9 protein-coding genes are annotated in these 16,040 nt (G+C 68.3%); 4 read left to right on the top strand and 5 right to left on the bottom strand.

Going from position 1 to position 16,040, the window contains the following annotated elements:
• Positions 1 to 28: 28 nt before the first annotated feature.
• Positions 29 to 3,079: a two-component regulator propeller domain-containing protein gene (locus tag ABDW61_RS14985; RefSeq protein WP_343639720.1), complete on the bottom strand. Its 3,051-nt coding sequence runs from the start codon at positions 3,077 to 3,079 to the stop codon at positions 29 to 31.
• Between the two features lie 165 nt (positions 3,080 to 3,244).
• Here ABDW61_RS14985 and ABDW61_RS14980 point away from each other — a divergent pair, with 165 nt between their 5' ends.
• Positions 3,245 to 4,402 carry a GGDEF domain-containing protein gene (locus ABDW61_RS14980; protein ID WP_343639718.1) on the top strand — a complete coding sequence of 386 codons (1,158 nt, stop codon included), beginning with the start codon at positions 3,245 to 3,247 and terminating at the stop codon, positions 4,400 to 4,402.
• Positions 4,403 to 4,415: 13 nt separating this feature from the next.
• Here the strand turns inward: ABDW61_RS14980 and ABDW61_RS14975 are convergent, their stop codons facing one another.
• Complete coding sequence (locus ABDW61_RS14975; protein ID WP_343639717.1) at positions 4,416 to 5,903, bottom strand: PLP-dependent aminotransferase family protein; 1,488 nt, start codon at positions 5,901 to 5,903, stop codon at positions 4,416 to 4,418.
• A gap of 162 nt (positions 5,904 to 6,065) precedes the next feature.
• On the opposite strand from ABDW61_RS14975, the gene ABDW61_RS14970 reads away from it, so the two are divergent.
• Both ABDW61_RS14970 and ABDW61_RS14965 read left to right on the top strand, forming a co-directional pair.
• Complete coding sequence (locus ABDW61_RS14970; RefSeq protein WP_343639716.1) at positions 6,066 to 8,450, top strand: TonB-dependent receptor; 2,385 nt, start codon at positions 6,066 to 6,068, stop codon at positions 8,448 to 8,450.
• Positions 8,447 to 10,150: an ABC transporter ATP-binding protein/permease gene (locus tag ABDW61_RS14965; protein ID WP_343639714.1), complete on the top strand. Its 1,704-nt coding sequence runs from the start codon at positions 8,447 to 8,449 to the stop codon at positions 10,148 to 10,150. Before ABDW61_RS14970 ends, ABDW61_RS14965 begins: the two co-directional genes overlap by 4 nt.
• Positions 10,151 to 10,216: 66 nt before the next feature.
• Here ABDW61_RS14965 and ABDW61_RS14960 read toward each other — a convergent pair whose 3' ends face one another.
• From ABDW61_RS14960 to trxA, 3 genes are all read right to left on the bottom strand, one after another.
• Complete coding sequence (locus tag ABDW61_RS14960; protein WP_343639712.1) at positions 10,217 to 11,506, bottom strand: thioredoxin domain-containing protein; 1,290 nt, start codon at positions 11,504 to 11,506, stop codon at positions 10,217 to 10,219.
• A 171-nt stretch (positions 11,507 to 11,677) separates the two neighbouring features.
• Positions 11,678 to 12,451 carry a hypothetical protein gene (locus tag ABDW61_RS14955; protein WP_343639711.1) on the bottom strand — a complete coding sequence of 258 codons (774 nt, stop codon included), beginning with the start codon at positions 12,449 to 12,451 and terminating at the stop codon, positions 11,678 to 11,680.
• A gap of 4 nt (positions 12,452 to 12,455) precedes the next feature.
• Complete coding sequence (trxA, locus tag ABDW61_RS14950; protein WP_343639710.1) at positions 12,456 to 12,788, bottom strand: thioredoxin; 333 nt, start codon at positions 12,786 to 12,788, stop codon at positions 12,456 to 12,458.
• 372 nt (positions 12,789 to 13,160) lie between these two features.
• Between trxA and ABDW61_RS14945 the strand changes: the two genes are divergently transcribed.
• On the top strand, positions 13,161 to 16,040 hold the full coding sequence (locus tag ABDW61_RS14945) for an insulinase family protein (RefSeq protein ID WP_343639709.1): 2,880 nt from the start codon (positions 13,161 to 13,163) through the stop codon (positions 16,038 to 16,040).

The following is a 16,040-nucleotide window of genomic DNA, read 5'->3' as shown; positions in this document are numbered from 1 at the left end:
CGCCGCCGCGCCGCTCGTCCGGCCGAGCTCAGACCGCTGGCGGCAACGCCGTGAAGCGCAGCGACACGCGCGTCCCCGCGCCCGGGGTGCTCTGCACCTGAAGCTCCCCGCCGAGCAGACGGGCCCGCTCCTGCATGCCCAGGACCCCGAAGCCCGCCCGCGCATCCAACGGATCGAAGCCGATGCCGTCATCGCTGATCTCCAGCAGCCAGGTCTTGCCCTCGCCGCCTTCCTCGCCCCCATCGCCGCCGCCTTCGCCGCCTGCACGCGTCAAGCTCAGGGCCGCGCGGCTGGCCCGCGCATGGCGCCGCACATTGGTGAGCGACTCCTGCGCGATGCGGAACACCATCGTGGCCATCGGCAAGGGGATCTCACGCGTGTGCGGATCCACATTCAGGGTGCATGGCAGCGCTGAACTCGACGTGAACTCGGCGACCAGCCATTGCAGCGCCGCTTCCAGGCCGCCATCGAGCGCAGGAGGCCGCAGCTGCGACACCAGTCCACGCACCGTGCGGATCAGCCCGTCGACGCGGCCGAGCAGCAGGTCCGGATCCAGGGGCTGGACGGGCCGGCTCGAGTTCTGCCGTCCTTTTCCGACGGAGACCTCCATCTTCAGCGCCGCCAGCTGCTGGCCCAGTTCGTCGTGCAATTCGCGCGAGACGCGCAAGCGCTCCTCTTCGAGGGCATGCGCGTTGTGCTCGCCCAGGCGCAGCAGCGCCTGCTGCGAATCCGCCAGCGCCGCGGTGCGCTCCGCCACGGCGGCTTCGAGCTGGCGTTGCCGCGCGCGGTCGCGCCGCCGCGACCATCGGATGGAGAGCCACCACAGCGCCATCAGCGCGATGGCGGCGGCGGCGCGCGCTTCGCGCGAGTTCCACCACGGAGGACGAACCTCAAACGCGAGGCGCAGCACCGGCCCCGGCGCTTCGACGCTCGTGAGCCCGGCCGCGCGCACCTCCAGCGCGTGGGTGCCGGCCTCGACCGCGCCCAGGTCGATGATGGCGCTCTGCGAGGTCCGCCAGGCCGAGCCCGCGTCGAGGCGGTACTCGATCCGCAGCGATCGCGCCCGCGAGAAGCCGTCCGTCCCCACCGCGATGCGCAGCACGCGGTCCTCCCACGGCACCGGCTCCGAGGGCACCGCGCGGGTGCTCGTGCTGCCGAAGACCATCTCCTCGAGCCGCAGCGCGGGCAAGGGAGCCGGCGGCTTGCCGGGCAGCACATGCGTCAAGCCGGCGCTGGTGCCGATCCAGACGCTGCCATCGGGGTCGGCGAGGAAGGCCAGCGTCACATCGTTCCCGATGAGGCCGGTGCGGCGATCCAGCCGCAACCATTGGCCATTGGTGGAGCGGATGAAGACGCCCCGGTCCGTCCCCATCCACAAGCGCTTGTCGAGGCCGGCGTGCAGGCTGGTCACGGCGGCATCGCCGAAGGTGGACTTGGGAAAGAACGCCAATTGACGCGCCGTGGCCCCGGACAGCGCGTAGAGGCCCAGGCCGTCCGTGCCGCCGGCCCACACCGTGCCATCCAGCACCATGGCCGCGAGCGCGTCGATGGCGCGGCCATGCGAGTCCGCCACGGTGGCCCAGCCCGCGCGCTGACGCATCCACAGATCGCGGCCGCTGATGACGAAGTCATCGCGATCGCCATCCGGCAGGACGCGGATGTCATAGCGCGAATCGAAGGTGCCGGCGCCCACCTTCTCGCGCCGCAGGCGCCCTGCGGCCATGTCGAGCCGCTCGAGCCCGTCGCGGCCGGCCGCATGGATCCGGCCGCCGCCTTGCGAGATCGTCTGCAGACCGGTGTCGCGAGCGATCACGCGGGGCTGGACTCCACCCGCCTTGACGCTGATCACCTCACCGTCCTCGACCCACCAGAGGTCGCCAGCCCGGTCCACCGCCAGCCGATGGACCGGGCCCGCGGAAGCTGGCGTTGGCGTCTTCAACGGGCGGAAGCGGCGGGCCGGCGCGTCGAACCAGGCCACCCCTTTCCCGGTGGAGGCCCAGAGCCGGCCGCTGCCGTCGCGCGCGAGCGCCAACACAGCGGCGGCGGGCAGCCCCGAGGCGTCGGTCCAATGCTCGACGCGGCCGTAGCCGACCCAGCGGTGTACGCCGCGCGCGTTCGTGCCCAGCCACAGCGAGCCCTCGGCATCGAACATCAGTCCGCGCAGCGAGGTGTCCGGCAGGCCGTCCTGTTGGGTCCACTCCCGCCAGCGCTCGCCGTTCCAGACGGCAATGCCATTGACGGTCAAGGTGAGGATGGCGCCGTGCTCGTCCTCGACGAGGGCGTTGTCTCCGTAGAGCCAGCGCCGCAGCGGCGCCGCCACGACGGTGAAGCGGCTCGAGCCGGGCGCCAGCCTGGCCAGACGCTCGCTGCTGCGCGCCCACAGGCTGCCATCCCGCGAGACGAGGAGCTGACCCCAGGTGTCCCGCGGCAGCCCCTGCGACGGACCCCAGGGCTGGACGCGGCCATCGCGCCACTCGCACAGCTGCGAGCCGCAGCCGAACCAGAGCGCCTGGCCGCGATGGCGCATCGGGAGCAACTGCTCGGGGAGGGACTGCAGCTCGGGGACGGAGGTCCGTTGCACGGTCAACTTGGGGCCGATCGGGCCGTCGGCGGGGGCGGTCCAGAGCAGCCGGTCCTCGTCGATGGCGAAGATCCGGCCCTGCCCGTCCAGATCCAGTTGCTGGCCGGATTGCACGTGCAGATGCTTGCCGTTGGGCTTGAGCACTTCGGTCCAGACCGCGCCGTCATGGCCGTCCTGGCGGACGAAGACGCCGCCCTCCGCCAGCACCCAGAGACGGCCGCGCGCGTCCAGGCGCGCGCCGTAGACGTAGCCGCCGGCTTCCTTGGGCAGCGGCTGGGCATGCATGCGGAAACCGTCGAAGCGGAACAGGCCGTTGTCGGTGCAGATCCACAGCCTGGACTGCGAGTCCTGGACCAGGCACTGCGACGTGAGGCTGGTCAGGCCTTGGTCTTCCTGGAAGGACTCGAGGACGATGCGCTCGGCATGGGCAGGAGGAGCGGCCATGCCGAGCACGGCGACCAGACTCGCCACCCATGACCGGACGATGCGGTGCGACATTCGTTGTGTTCTGGTTTGACTCGGATTGACCGAAGGATTTATCGCCGCAATCACCAAAGCCTCTGTGCTGGTTCCAGGGAATCAAGGCCGGAAGCGCTCCCGAGCCCGCCAAGTGGCGCCCGCTCCCAGCATACTGGGCCCTCGTCGACGTGCCTTGCCACTCCTATGTTCTCTCGCCTCGACCTGCCCACCGTCCTGCTCTTCTACGACACGACTCTCCTGGCGGGGGCGCTCGCCATCGTCCATGTGCGTCGCAGCTCATGCCGGCCGGAGGGGCTGATGGGTCTGGCATGCGCCTACCTGATGCTGGCAGCCGGCGCGATCCTGGCCTGGAAAGGCGAAGAGGCGGCACTGCCCGCCGCCGTCTGGACGCACGGCAGCCTGTTGCTGGGCCTGGCCGGCTATGCCGCGTTCTACGCCGGCATCCGTGCCATGGCCGGACGGCGCGGGGTGTCCGAGTGGTGGCTCTTCGCTCCGGTGCTGGTCTGCTTCGTCGCCGGCTGGGTCACCGGCTTCCCGCTGGACAACTTGAGCCGGGCCGGCGCCTTCCACGCCGCCGCCGTGCTGTCGCTCGCGAGCAGTGCCTACGCGATGCTCCGCAACTACCGTGTCGAGGCCCTGCCCTCGAGCCGGATCCTCGCCGCGCTGTTGGCGCTCAGCGGCATCGTCTACGGGGTTCGGTTGACATTCATCGTCACCGGCACGGCAGCCAGTGCGGGCTTCGCCTTGGCGTTCTTCATCCAAATGTTCTGCCACTTCGGCATTGCGCTGATGGTGGCCACGATCTCCAAGGAGCGCGCGGAAGTGCGCCTGGCCCGGCTCGCGGAGACCGACCCCTTGACCGGGGTCGGCAATCGTCGCTGGCTGACCTCGCGCCTGCCGAAGCAGCTGCGCGCCAACAGCGCGATCCTTCAACTCGATCTCGACCGGTTCAAGCTCATCAACGACCAGTTCGGCCACGCGGCCGGCGACGCTGTGCTGGTCGCTTTCGCCGACTGTGTGCGGTCGCAGCTGCGGGAGTCCGATCTGCTCGCCCGCACCGGGGGCGAGGAGTTCGTGGTCTTCACGCCCGACGTGTCCGAGGCGATGGCCCACGCGATCGCCGAACGGCTCCGGGCATGCGTGGAGCGCTTGCAGATCACCGACAACGGCACGCCGCTGCCGGTCTCGACGAGCATTGGCGTCGCCTGGGTGGCGGCCCCCGCGGCGCCGGCGTCCGCCTGCCTGTCCAAGGCCGATGACATGCTGTACGAGGCCAAGCGCGGCGGTCGGAATCGTGTCGCGTTCTCGCGGGTGTCGGGGCACCCGCAGGCCGTCGCATGAGCGGCTCAGCGACTCAGCGACCGAGCACACGCGCCAGTGCGGACAGCACGTCCCCTTCCAGCATCGTCGCGATGTTGAAGCGCATATGCGAGGCATGCGCCAAGGAGAACAGCCGCCCTGGCGCGGTGAGGTGGCCCTGCTCGAGCAGTTGCTGGGAGACCCTGAACGCGTCGACACCCTCGCCAAGGTCCGCCCAAAGATACAAGCCGGCATCGGGCTCATGCGCCAGCGTCAGGCCCAGACGCTGCAGCGCATCGGCGGCGCGGGGCCGGAGGTCGGCCAGCCGCATCCGCAACTGCTCGCAGTGGTGCCGGTAGTTCCCCTCCGACAGCAGGCGGTAGACAGTGCGCTCCGCCAGGCTGTTGCTCGCCAGGCAGTTCAGCGCGCGGTAGGTGGCCATCCACTCGATCCGCTCGGAGCTGGCCGCCAGATACCCCACGCGCAGGCCCGGCGCCATGGTCTTGGAGAAGCTGCCGATGTGGATGACGCGCTGCAATTGATCCAGCGACGCCAGGCGCGTCACCGCGCCCGCGGTTCCGCTGGGGATCAGATCTCCGTAGGTGTCATCCTCCACCAGTGTCAGGTTGAACTCTTCGGCCAGCCGCAGGATCTGGAAGGCCTTGTGCGGAGCCACATGCGTGCCGGTGGGGTTGTGCAACGCGGTGCTGAGAAAGAAGAAGCGAGGCTTGTGCTCGACGCAGAGCGCCCGCAGAACATCCAGGTCTGGCCCGTCGGACAGACGGGGAACGGCATGCATCTCCAGTCCCGCCGACATCATCCTTTCGGTCAGGATCGGCTGGCAGGGCTGCTCGATGAGCACCTTCTCCCGGGGATAGCGCAGAAAGCAAAGGAGCACTAGGTTCAAGGCATCGGTCGCCCCTGACGTCAGGATCAGGTTGCCAGGATCGACATGCAGCCCCACCTCCTGAAGCTTGACCTGAAGCTGGTGACGCAGCGGCAGGTAGCCCTGAGGGTCGCCCGCGGTGGCCATCGCGCGCTGATTGCCACGAGCGACCGCACGCAAGGCCCCCGCGATGGACGGCTCATCCATCCAGTGCTCAGGCAAGGTCCCGATGCCGCTGCGACTGATCAGCGCCTGCGACGGACGCTGCAGTTCGAGCCGCATGGTGCTCACCGCGTCCAGCCCTCCCGGGTAGAACAGGCTGGGACGAGGCGGCGCCTTGTCCGGGCTCCTGCGAGCACCCGCCAACTTGACGAAATATCCCGCGCCACGCCGCGACTCGACCAAGCCGTGGGCCACCAGCTTGTCATAGGCGCGCGCCGCGGTGTCGCGACTGATGGCGCAGTCCTCGGCCAGCCGCCGTACTGACGGCAAGCGCGTCCCTGTCACGACCTGCCGGGACTGGATGGCACCGGACACCAGCGAAAAGATGCGATCGACGAGCGAACCTCCGGCGGCTCCCGCGTCTGCCGTCAAGTCGGACCGGGCTATCGAGAACCCCATGTTGTCGCGCACGGCACGCATTTTCGGAATGCTCATTTCTTCTCTTCCCCGCTGCGATCCGCCTGTGTGATCATGGTTCAACTGTACTGACCATGTGTACGTGCCAGTACCCCCGCCAAAGCTGCGAACTGTATCGATATTGCAGCACCGTGACTGGATAACCTTTTGGCACATCGTCCATTGGCCACAGGAATCGCCATGTCACCTCGATCGTCCGCCTCCTCCGCCCGCCAGCAGTACGGCGCCGTCATGTTGGGTGTGCTCGCCTTCTGTGCGATGCCCTGCGGCGCGTCGGCGCAAGCGGTGGCCTCCCCGGCGCCGGCGGCCAGGGCGAACGCGTTCGACTTGCCGCCAGCGCCATTGGCCAGCACCCTGCGGGAGATCTCGCGCATTGGCGGCGTGCGCATCGACATGGACGCTGAATCGGTGTCGGGCAAGCAGGCGCCCGCCATCCGGGGCTCGCTGAGCGTGGACGAGGCGCTTTCCGCAGCACTTGCCGACAGCGGTGTGCACTGGCTGCGCGTGGCCAGCGGCTACTGGGTGGCGCTTCCTGGCAAGCTCGACACCGTGCTCGTCGTGGCCAGGCGCGATCAGGCCGAGACCAGCTTCAAGGCCGATCGCTCCGACACTGCCACACGCAGCGGCACCGACCTGATGGACGTTCCGGGCGCGGTGACCATCATCACCAGCAAGGTGCTGGAATCCCAGCAGGTGCTGTCGGTGCGCGATGCGCTGGCCAACGTGAGCGGCATGGGCTTCAATCAGACGCCCCAGGGCTCCCCCACCTTCACGGTGCGCGGGTACGGCCAGACCTCCGCGCTGGTGAACGGCCTGAGCGACACCTCCGCCTCGCTCACCAACGTCTTCGGCGTCGAGCGCATCGAGGTGCTCAAGGGGCCGCAGGCCATCCTGGCGGGGTCCAACTCGCTGGGTGGCGGCGTCAACGTCGTGACCAAGAAGCCGCAGGCCGATCCGATCCGATCCGTGATGCTGCAATACGGCTCGCATGGCGATCTGACGCTCGGAGCCGACGTGGGACAGGCGCTGACCGACGACCGCCGGCTCAGCTTCCGGCTCATCGCGGCGCACAGCAAGGCCAGGGACAACGACTTTGGATTCGATGGCCGCAAGGATGACTCCGTGCTACCGCAGTTGCGCTGGAAGGACGCGACAACCGACTTGATCGTCGGGGCGTCGTACGGCAAACAGCATGCGCCCGTGCCGCTGTACACCTTCGCGCGCCGGGACGGCGTGATCCTCCCCATTCCCGGCCTGCGTCCCGGACGCGCCGAGGACGGCTTCGATACCGAACAAAAGCGCTTCTTCTACCAGCTCGAACAGACGATCACCCCTTCGATCACGTTCATCAGCCGCCTTCAGCGCTCGCTGCAGGAGACGGAACTCCATCTGCGGACCCCCTCCGGACTGCTTTACGCCAAGGGAGCCGCCAACGACTCCCCCAACGGCAATGTGACGTTCTATGCGTCGCACACCTTCTTCAACCAACGCGATCTGAGCGGCGATCACTACCTTCGCATCGCCGGTGACACCGGACCGGTCAGGCACAAGCTCTCGGTGGGCGTGAACCACACCGACACGGTCTACAACCAGCCGCAATGGTCCGGCCCGACGACCACCGTGACCATGTACCCGACGGCAGTGCCCTACCAGTTCGGGGACCTGCGCACCGATGCCAACACGCTGTCCAGCGTCTGGGACCAGCACACCACGCAGCTTGGCGCCTACGCACAGGACCTCATGACCTGGGGCGACTGGAATCTGCTCGTGAACCTGCGCCGCAATCGCTACACGATCGCGGCCACGACGTCCTTCCCCACGGCCAACGTCGTCTCCACCTCGCCCAAGCAGACCATCTGGCAGACCACGCCCGGCGTGGGCCTGGTGTACACGTTGACGCCCCAGGTATCGCTCTACACCAACTATGCAGAGGGCTTCGCGCCCGCCACCAACGTGAGCTGCAACGGCGGGCTGGTGCCGCCGCAACTCACGCGCAACCGTGAAGTCGGCGCGAAGTTCGACCTGTTCGACAGCAAGCTTTCATTGACCACCGCGGCTTACGAGCTGGCTCAAAGCAACCAACTCGTCTACAACCGCGTCAAGAACTGCTACGACGTTCGTGACTCGCAGGTCTCGCGCGGATTTGAAGTGGACGCGCAGGGCCGGGTGGCGCCAGGCGCCAACCTGCTGTTCAACTACACCTTCGCGACGCTCAAGGATGTCGGCGATCCCACCAAGGTCTACACCGGCGTGCCCAAGCACAAGATGAGCCTGTGGGCCACCTACGACCTTCAAGGCGAAGCGTGGAGGGGCCTGGGCTTCGGAGCGGGCGTCAGCGCGACAAGCAAGTCCAAGGGCAACTACGATCCGCGCTACATGTCGCAGGTTCCCGGCCAAGCCCAGATCGACATGAGCGTCTTCTACAACCGCGGCCCGTGGTCGACCACCTTCGGCGTGAAGAACATTGGCGATCGACGGCTGTACGCCACCACCGTCAGCAGCGACTTCATGCCGGTTCTGAATGGGCGAACCTTCATGTTGACGGTCAAGCGCGACTTCAAATGACGCTCGATGCCGCCGCGCGGGGCCGCCCGACCAAGCGCCAGCTGATCATTCCCTTCTGGCGTTCGGAGGAACGCGCCAGCGCCTTCCTCAAACTGGGGCTGATCGTGGCGATCCTGCTCTTCGGCACCTACCTCGCCGTGTGGGCCAACAAGCTCACGGGCGAGGTGACCGACGCGCTGGTCAACCGCAAGTGGAACGCGCTGTTCAGCGCGTTGCTGATGGCCACCGGCGTGGGCCTGGCCAGCGGCTGCCTGACCATCACGCAAGTCGCGCTGAACAATCTGCTGGACCTGCAGTGGCGCACGTGGATGACGCGCCAGCTGATCAAGCGCTGGACCGAGGGCCACGTCTACTACGACATTGAGCGCGAGGGCGTGCTCAGCAACGCCGACCAGCGCATCGCCGAGGATGTGCGGCTCTTCACCGATCAGACGCTGAACCTGGGGCTCAACTTCACCACCGCCGGCCTCCATGCGGTGACCTACGGCTGGCTGCTCTGGGAACTGTCGGGAACGCTGCGCTTCGAGGTGGGCGGCATTCATGTCGCGATCCCGGGCTACATGGTCTTCCTGGCCTTCCTCTACACCGGACTGCAACTGGCGCTGACGCACTGGGTCGGCAAGAGGATGGTGGGACTCAACATCGAGAAGCAGACCGTGGAGGCGGACTACCGCTACACCGCGATGCAGTTGCGCGAGAACGCCGAGCAGATCGCCTTCTACGGCGGCGGCCCTCGCGAGCGAGGCCGGCTGTCAGCCCGCTTCGAGCAGGTGCGGCGCAACACCCTGGGCATCGTCCATCGAACGGTGAAGGTCATGTTCATGCAGACGGCCTACGGTCATGTGTTCCAGCCCGTGCCCACGATCGCCGCGCTGCCGCGTTATCTCGCCGGCGAAATCACGCTGGGCGGCATGACGCGCATCACCAGCGCCTTTGGCATGTTCAACGGCACGCTGTCGCTGGTGAACCAGGCCTACCTGGGCATCACCGGCTGGCTGGCGATCTGCAATCGGCTGCGAGACTTGAGCTGGTCACTGGAGAAGGCGGTGCACCGGCCGCGCGGCATCACGGTGACGGCCATGCCGCAGGCGGCGCTGACGACGTCGGCCCTTCATCTGCGCTCGCCGCTGGACGAGCCGCTGAGCGAGCTGGCACCGCAGCGCTTCAGCCGCGGCGAGCGCTGGCTGGTCCGCGGCCCTTCGGGTACCGGCAAGAGCACCTTCCTGCGCGCGGTGGCGGGGCTGTGGCCTTACGGCCATGGCGCCATCCAGATGCCTGAGGATGCGTCGACCCTGTTCCTGCCGCAGCGCAGCTACATCCCGGACGGCACCTTGAAGGCCGCCCTCGCCTACCCGGGCGAGGCCGAGGACTTCAGCGACGAGGCCTGCATCGAGGCGCTGCGCACGGTCGGGCTGGCGTCGCGGATGCGTTCACTGACGGAAGTGGAGCGCTGGCAGCAGCGCCTGTCGGGCGGCGAGCAGCAACGTCTGGCGATCGCCCGCGCACTGTTGCACAAGCCGGACTTCCTGTTCCTGGACGAAGCCACCAGCGCACTGGACGAGGACAACGAGCGACGCATCTACCAGGCGCTGATCGGCGCATTGCCGGACAGCGCGCTCATCAGCGTCGCACACCGCAGCGCGCTGCTGCAGTACCACGACCATGTGCTGGAGATGACGTCGGCGTCCAGCGCGTCCTGAGGTCCTGGGCCCGGCGCCCGCGTGAGGCGCGGAGACGACGGGGACTTCGGCCCCGGCGCGGCGGGATCAGCCGCGCTGGATCTCGCGCAGCGCGTCGATCAACTGGGCGCGCAGGCGCTCGTGCTTCGGCGCGATGCGCGCGTCGAGCTCCTGGCTGAAGCGGGTCATGTTGGCCTCGTGCGCAACGAGCAATTCGGTGTTCTCGGCCTGGAATCGGTCGCGCAACGCCTGCATCTGCGCCTCGGTCCAGGACGAGGGATCGGGACAGCGGCTGCTGAACCAGCGGTGGATCACCACCTCGTAGCCGAGCTCCTCGTCCGTCAGCCCCATCTCGCGCTGGATCAGGCTCAGCAGCAGGTAGGTCCCGGACATGCACAGCACCGCGCCCCACACCGCGTCGTCGTCGGCCGGCGGCGGCGAAAGCCGGGACACCATTTGTCCGAAGTTGTCCGCGATCACGCGCGAAGGTGCGGGATCCCTCAGCGCGATCGCGCTCGAGGCGAGCGCGGCCCAGTCCGTGGGCAAGGGCGGCTCACCCTGCAGCCATTCGTCGCACAGGCGCAGCCAGTCGCGTCGCACCGCGTCGGCGGCGGGACCCAGATGGGCCGGCCAGTCGATCGCCTCGTCTCCCATCCAGCGCAACAGGAGGCGCGGCGCGACGCCGCGCGTGTCGGCACCGGCGGGCAGCGCGTCGAAGAGTTCGCGCCAGGCCGGCGCGCTCCGCGCGGCGATGAAGTGAAGGCAGTAGGCCAGCGCGGCGCTGAGTCCGGTCACCCGGGCGAAGACCTGGGGCGACTCGTGCCGCACGAGCGCGCAGGATGGCGTCCCGCGGTCCACGCTCCAGAGCGGGAATCTGTCGCCGTCGATGTGACCGGCTTGCGCCATCGCGACGACGCGCTCGAGCAAGAAGCGGCGCAGGCTGTCGTCGCCGTAGAAGGCACCGCCCAGCGGCACGAGCGATCGGAAGGCCGGGGCACTGGCATCCACGACGGGATCGTCCAGGTGCTCGTCGACCCAGGCGCGCAGCTGTTCAAAGCTTTGCAGCCCGGCGAGCCGGGCAAGCTCGCGCCCGTCGCGGAAAAGCACCAGCAGCGGAATGCTCCGCACGTCCATGGCCTTGGCGACCTGGGGGTGGGCCTGGGTGTCGAGCTTGACCACGCGCAGCTTGCCTTGGCTCGCGCTGGCGAACCGATGCAGCACCGGGGCCATTGCCAGGCACGACTGACACCACGGCGCCCAGAGGTCGAGCAATACCGGTGGCTGGCCGCGCTCGGACAGCAAGCGGTCGAGCGCCTGGGGCGTGAGGTCGGGGACAGCGGCGTCCGTCGATGGACGGGCGAGGTCGGAGGCGGGCATGGGTTCTCCCTGCGCGACCGTGAATCGGTCGTCGAGCAGCGAATGTATGCGGCGCGAGACGGGTCGCGGGGGATTTCCTCAACCATCACGAGCAGCGCATGAAGGGCCTGCTCGACGGTCCGGACCGATCGCCAGCCGGCGGCGCGACTTGGCGCCGTTCAAGGCGCGGCGTCAGCACGCCTGCGCCAGCAGCCGGCGCAGCAGCGCGCAGGCGCGCTCGCAGCAGACCACGCCGTGCTGATTGCCGTGCTTGATGTGGGCGCGCAGACGGGTCGCGACGTCGTCGTGGTCGATCTCAAGGAAGTCGAAGACCGTGCGCTTCTCTTCGGGCTTGTCCGCCAGGTACTTGGCATGCATCTCGGCCAGCAGGCGGCGCACGCGCGCGTCGTCCTCGTTGGTCCAGCCGAACTCGGCATCCGCCTTCAACCCCTCCAGCGCGAGCCACTGCCTCAGCACCTCGGACACGGCGGAGGCGGAGCGGCGCGGATCCCAGGCGGCGGCTTCAATGGTCAGGCCCACGCCGCGCAGACGCGCGTCGTCCGGCGCCAGGCGCGCGCCCTCCGCCGGCGCTGGCACGCACCTGTCGGTGGCCTCGACAGCCTGGCGTCGCGGCGCCTTCCACGCGGTCGCGGCAAGCTCCTCGCCGGCCAGGCAACGACGATGCAGGTCCCGGATGGTGGCCAGCGCTTCAGCCAGTTCGCCCTCCGGGGCGCGCACCGCGACGACCTCGTCCAGGAGGCGCAGGATCAGTGCACTGCCCAGCGGCTCGACGTCGACACCGGCCGGGATGGCGGCAACCAGCGCTTGCGTTTCAGACAAGGCTCGCTCCGCACCGAGGCGACCGGTGATGGTGTTCAGCGCCGCTTGCAGCCAGAGGGTCGGGACGGCGGGGGCCGAGTTCGAGGCAGCGCGTTCGCTGGCCGCCGGCGTGGTGGTGGTCGTCATCGCTTCACGCCTCCACGTACTTGTCGAGCAGGGTGGCCAAGCGGCTCTTGCTGACCAGACCCAGCACTCGCTCTTTCTCAACGCCGTCCTGGAACAGGATCAGCGTGGGCAGCCCGCGCACCGACAGGCGCTCGCTCGCGGCCTTGTTGTCATCGGCGTTGACCTTGGCGATGCGCGCCTGACCGGCGAAGTCGCCGGCCAATTCGTCCAGCAGCGGCGAGAGCGCCCTGCAGGGGCCGCACCAGGGCGCCCAGAAGTCGACCAGCACGACGCCGGCCTGTTGCAGAACCTCGGCCTCGAAAGAGGCGTCGGTGACGGTATGAATGGCTGTAGACATGGGATCCTTCCGGAAGCGTCCTCGATCAGGACAGTCGGAGAGCCGGTCACGTTGACCGGCCCGGGCTTCGAGCGTCGCAAGACTACCGAACCCGGATCGCCGCGATCAATACAGAACCGGCGATCAGCCGACCATGTGTACTGACTCCGCGAGCAGGACACCGCGGCATCTCGAAAGACCAGAAGCGTTCGAGATGCCAAGGCGCGGACTGTCATGGCGCGCCGCCCAGTACGGCACGACACCGCCATGAGTGGGCGTCATGAAGACGCCGCCGCGCTGGTCCCTATGCTTGCGGGCCCGCCACCTGCATGAATCAGGGCGACTGATTCCCGCCCCGAAGCCGCCGAACCGCTTCCAGAAGGACCACCCGAGATGTTCAGAAAGCTCAGCGACCACCCGCTCCCCGTGCTCAAGGCCGTCCTCGAGCAGTACGTGGCGGAGGACACGGGCACGCGACACGTTCATCTGCGAACGGAGGCGGACGAACTCGCATTCCTGGTCGGCTTCCCCACCGTCCCGCAGGTCAGCGATGGTCGGGCGCACATCCTTGAACACCTGGCGCTGTGCGGGTCCGAGCGCTTTCCGGTCGCGGACCCGTTCTTCCGCATGATGCGGCGCTCACTCTCCGTGTTCATGAACGCCATGACGTATGCGGACAGGACGGTCTACCCGTTTGCCACGACCGATCGCGCCGACTACTTCAATCTGATGGACGTCTATCTGGACGCGACCTTCTTTCCCAAGCTTGACGAGCTCAGCTTCCGTCAGGAGGGCTGGCGCCATCTGGCGGACGGCGCCAAGCTCAGTCTTGGCGGCGTGGTGCTCAACGAGATGAAGGGGGTCTACGGCAATCCCACCCGCGTCCTGATGCGTGGCCTGGACGCCCATCTGTTCGAGGGCACGACCTACGCCGTCGATTCCGGCGGCGACCCGCTGGTCATCCCGGAACTCACGCATCAAGCGCTCCTGGCGTTCCACGCCAGTCACTACCATCCGTCCCAGGCCTTCTTCCTGACCGCCGGCCGGATCCCGGCCGAGGAGATCCAGGCGCGCATCGCCGCACAGGTCTTGACTCGCAAGCCAGGCAGGCATCCCCTTCGCATGCCCGAGCTGGCGCCCGCGTGGCATGCGCCGCGCTTCGCGGATGTCCGCGTGCCCTCGCAGAAGGCGGGGCCGGAGGAGTTCGGCGTTCAACTGGCCTGGCGCATGACCGAGAGCCGCGATGCGCTGCGCACCGGACGATGCCAGCTGTTCGCGCGGGGCCTGCTCGGCGACGCCTCGGCACCGGTGCTCAAGGCGATGCAAAGCGCCGGCTTCGGCCGCCCTTCCCAGTACAACGGCGTGAACACGGGTGCGCGCCAACTGGCTCTTCATCTCGGCATGGAGGGTCTGAGCGAGCGGCAGATCGACGCCGCCAGGCAAGTCATCACCGAGGCCCTTCAGGCGGCAGCCCGCGACGGGGTGCCCCCGCCGGTGTTCCAGGCTGCGATTCGCGACATGCGCTTCAACCAGCGGCAGATCCGTGGCGGCGGCATGCCCGATGCGCTGAGCCGCCTGCTGGAAGCCGTGCCGGCGCTCATGTACGGTGCCGAGGTGCTTCCTTCGTTCGACAACGAGGAGGTGCTGACCGTCCTGGAGCAGGAGTTCGCCGACCCGGCGTTCTTCAAGGGCATGGTGCGCGACGTGCTGGAGAGCCCGACCTGCCTGGTCGCGAGAGTCATCCCCGACGCCCATTACGCCCGCGATCGCGATGCGCTCGAAGCCGAGCGGCTGAGGGCGAAGGCCGCGAGCCTGAGCGACGCCGAGTTGCGCCGCATCCAGGCCGAGGCGGAGGCACTCGTGGCCCATCGTGCCGAAAATGCTCGGACGGACGTGCTGCCGCGAATCGCGCCGGTCGATGTCGATCGGGAGCCGCGCCGGGTGCCTGCGGTGCTGGATGTCGACGCCGGGGCTGTGGCGGTGGAAGTCGCTTCCAACGGCATCAGTTACGGCACGTTGAGCGTTGATCTCAGCGGCTTCGACAGGAAGGACTGGCCATGGCTGACCTTGTATGGCGACCTGCTGCCGGGGCTCGGCGCCAAGTCGATGCGCTTCGAGGAAGCGTCCGCCTGGCGGCAGCAACGGGTTCCCGCGTTCGGGGTCTACCTGGACGCGCTCGTCGAGGACGAGGGGAGCGATACGCTGGTGCCCGCCCTCTGCCTCTTCGCCTCAGGCCTGAACGAGTGCCGTGCGGACATCACGGCAGTAGTGAAGGCCTGGGCCGACGAACCCCGATTCGACGAGCTGGATCGCATCGCCTTCCTTGCACGAAGCCTCGTCGACGAGCTGTTCGCCAAGCTTCCCGAGAATGGCGGGCAACTCGCAGCGTGGGCTGCGGCGGCGCCGTTGGCTGGCTCGAAGGCATTCGGCCATCAAACCCGAGGTTTCGCCGCTCTCCCCTTCTGGCATTCGCTGAAGCTGCAACTGCAGTCCCCGGAAGGATTGCGCGCTGTCGCCGCCAAGCTGGGCGACCTGCATGAACAGCTGCGTGTCAGCCCGCGGCGGGTGACGTGGGTGTCTTCTCAGGCGCGCGCGGACGAAGTGCGTGAGTTGCTGGGCGCCGCGGAGCAGGCGGCCCCGCCGCAGAGCCGGCGGCTTGCCACCGAGGCGCCCGTCTCCTCTGCTCCGGAGCGGGCAAATCTCGCCCTGGTCTTCTCGGGCCAGGTGAACCACTGCTACATGGTGTGGCGCGCGCCTGGCATGACCCACGTGGACGCACCCGGTCTGGCGGTCGCTGCCGAGCTGCTGACGCACCGCGTCCTGCATCGACGGCTGCGCGAACAAGGCGGCGCGTATGGCGGCTCCGCCAGTTACTCGGGCGAGGATCGTCTCTTCACGATGAGCTCGTACCGGGATCCGCGCCTGGCCGGCACGTACGCCGACTTCAGCGCCGGACTCGAAGAGCTGCTCAGCTCGGACTACACGCAGGAAGCGCTCGAGGAAGCGATCATTGGCGTCGTCAAGCGCCTGGACAAGCCCTTGTCGCCGTACGACCAAGGCATGGAGGCGGTGCGACTCCGGCGCCGTGGCGTCACGTTCTCGCATCGCAAGGACTTCCGCGAGCGGGTGTTGAGTTGCACCCTGGAACAGACCCTGCACGCCGCCCGCGTGTGGCTCAAGCAGGGAACGCCCAGCCGGGCAGCGGCTGCATGCACCGCGGATCAGGACCTGGATGGCCTCGTGCCCGTGGACGTGCTGGGCTCGGTCGGTTGA

The organism is Roseateles sp. (genome assembly GCF_039595595.1).
In the GTDB taxonomy this organism is placed as follows: Bacteria; Pseudomonadota; Gammaproteobacteria; order Burkholderiales; family Burkholderiaceae_C; genus Roseateles.
This window is presented reverse-complemented; position numbering and strand designations above follow the sequence as displayed.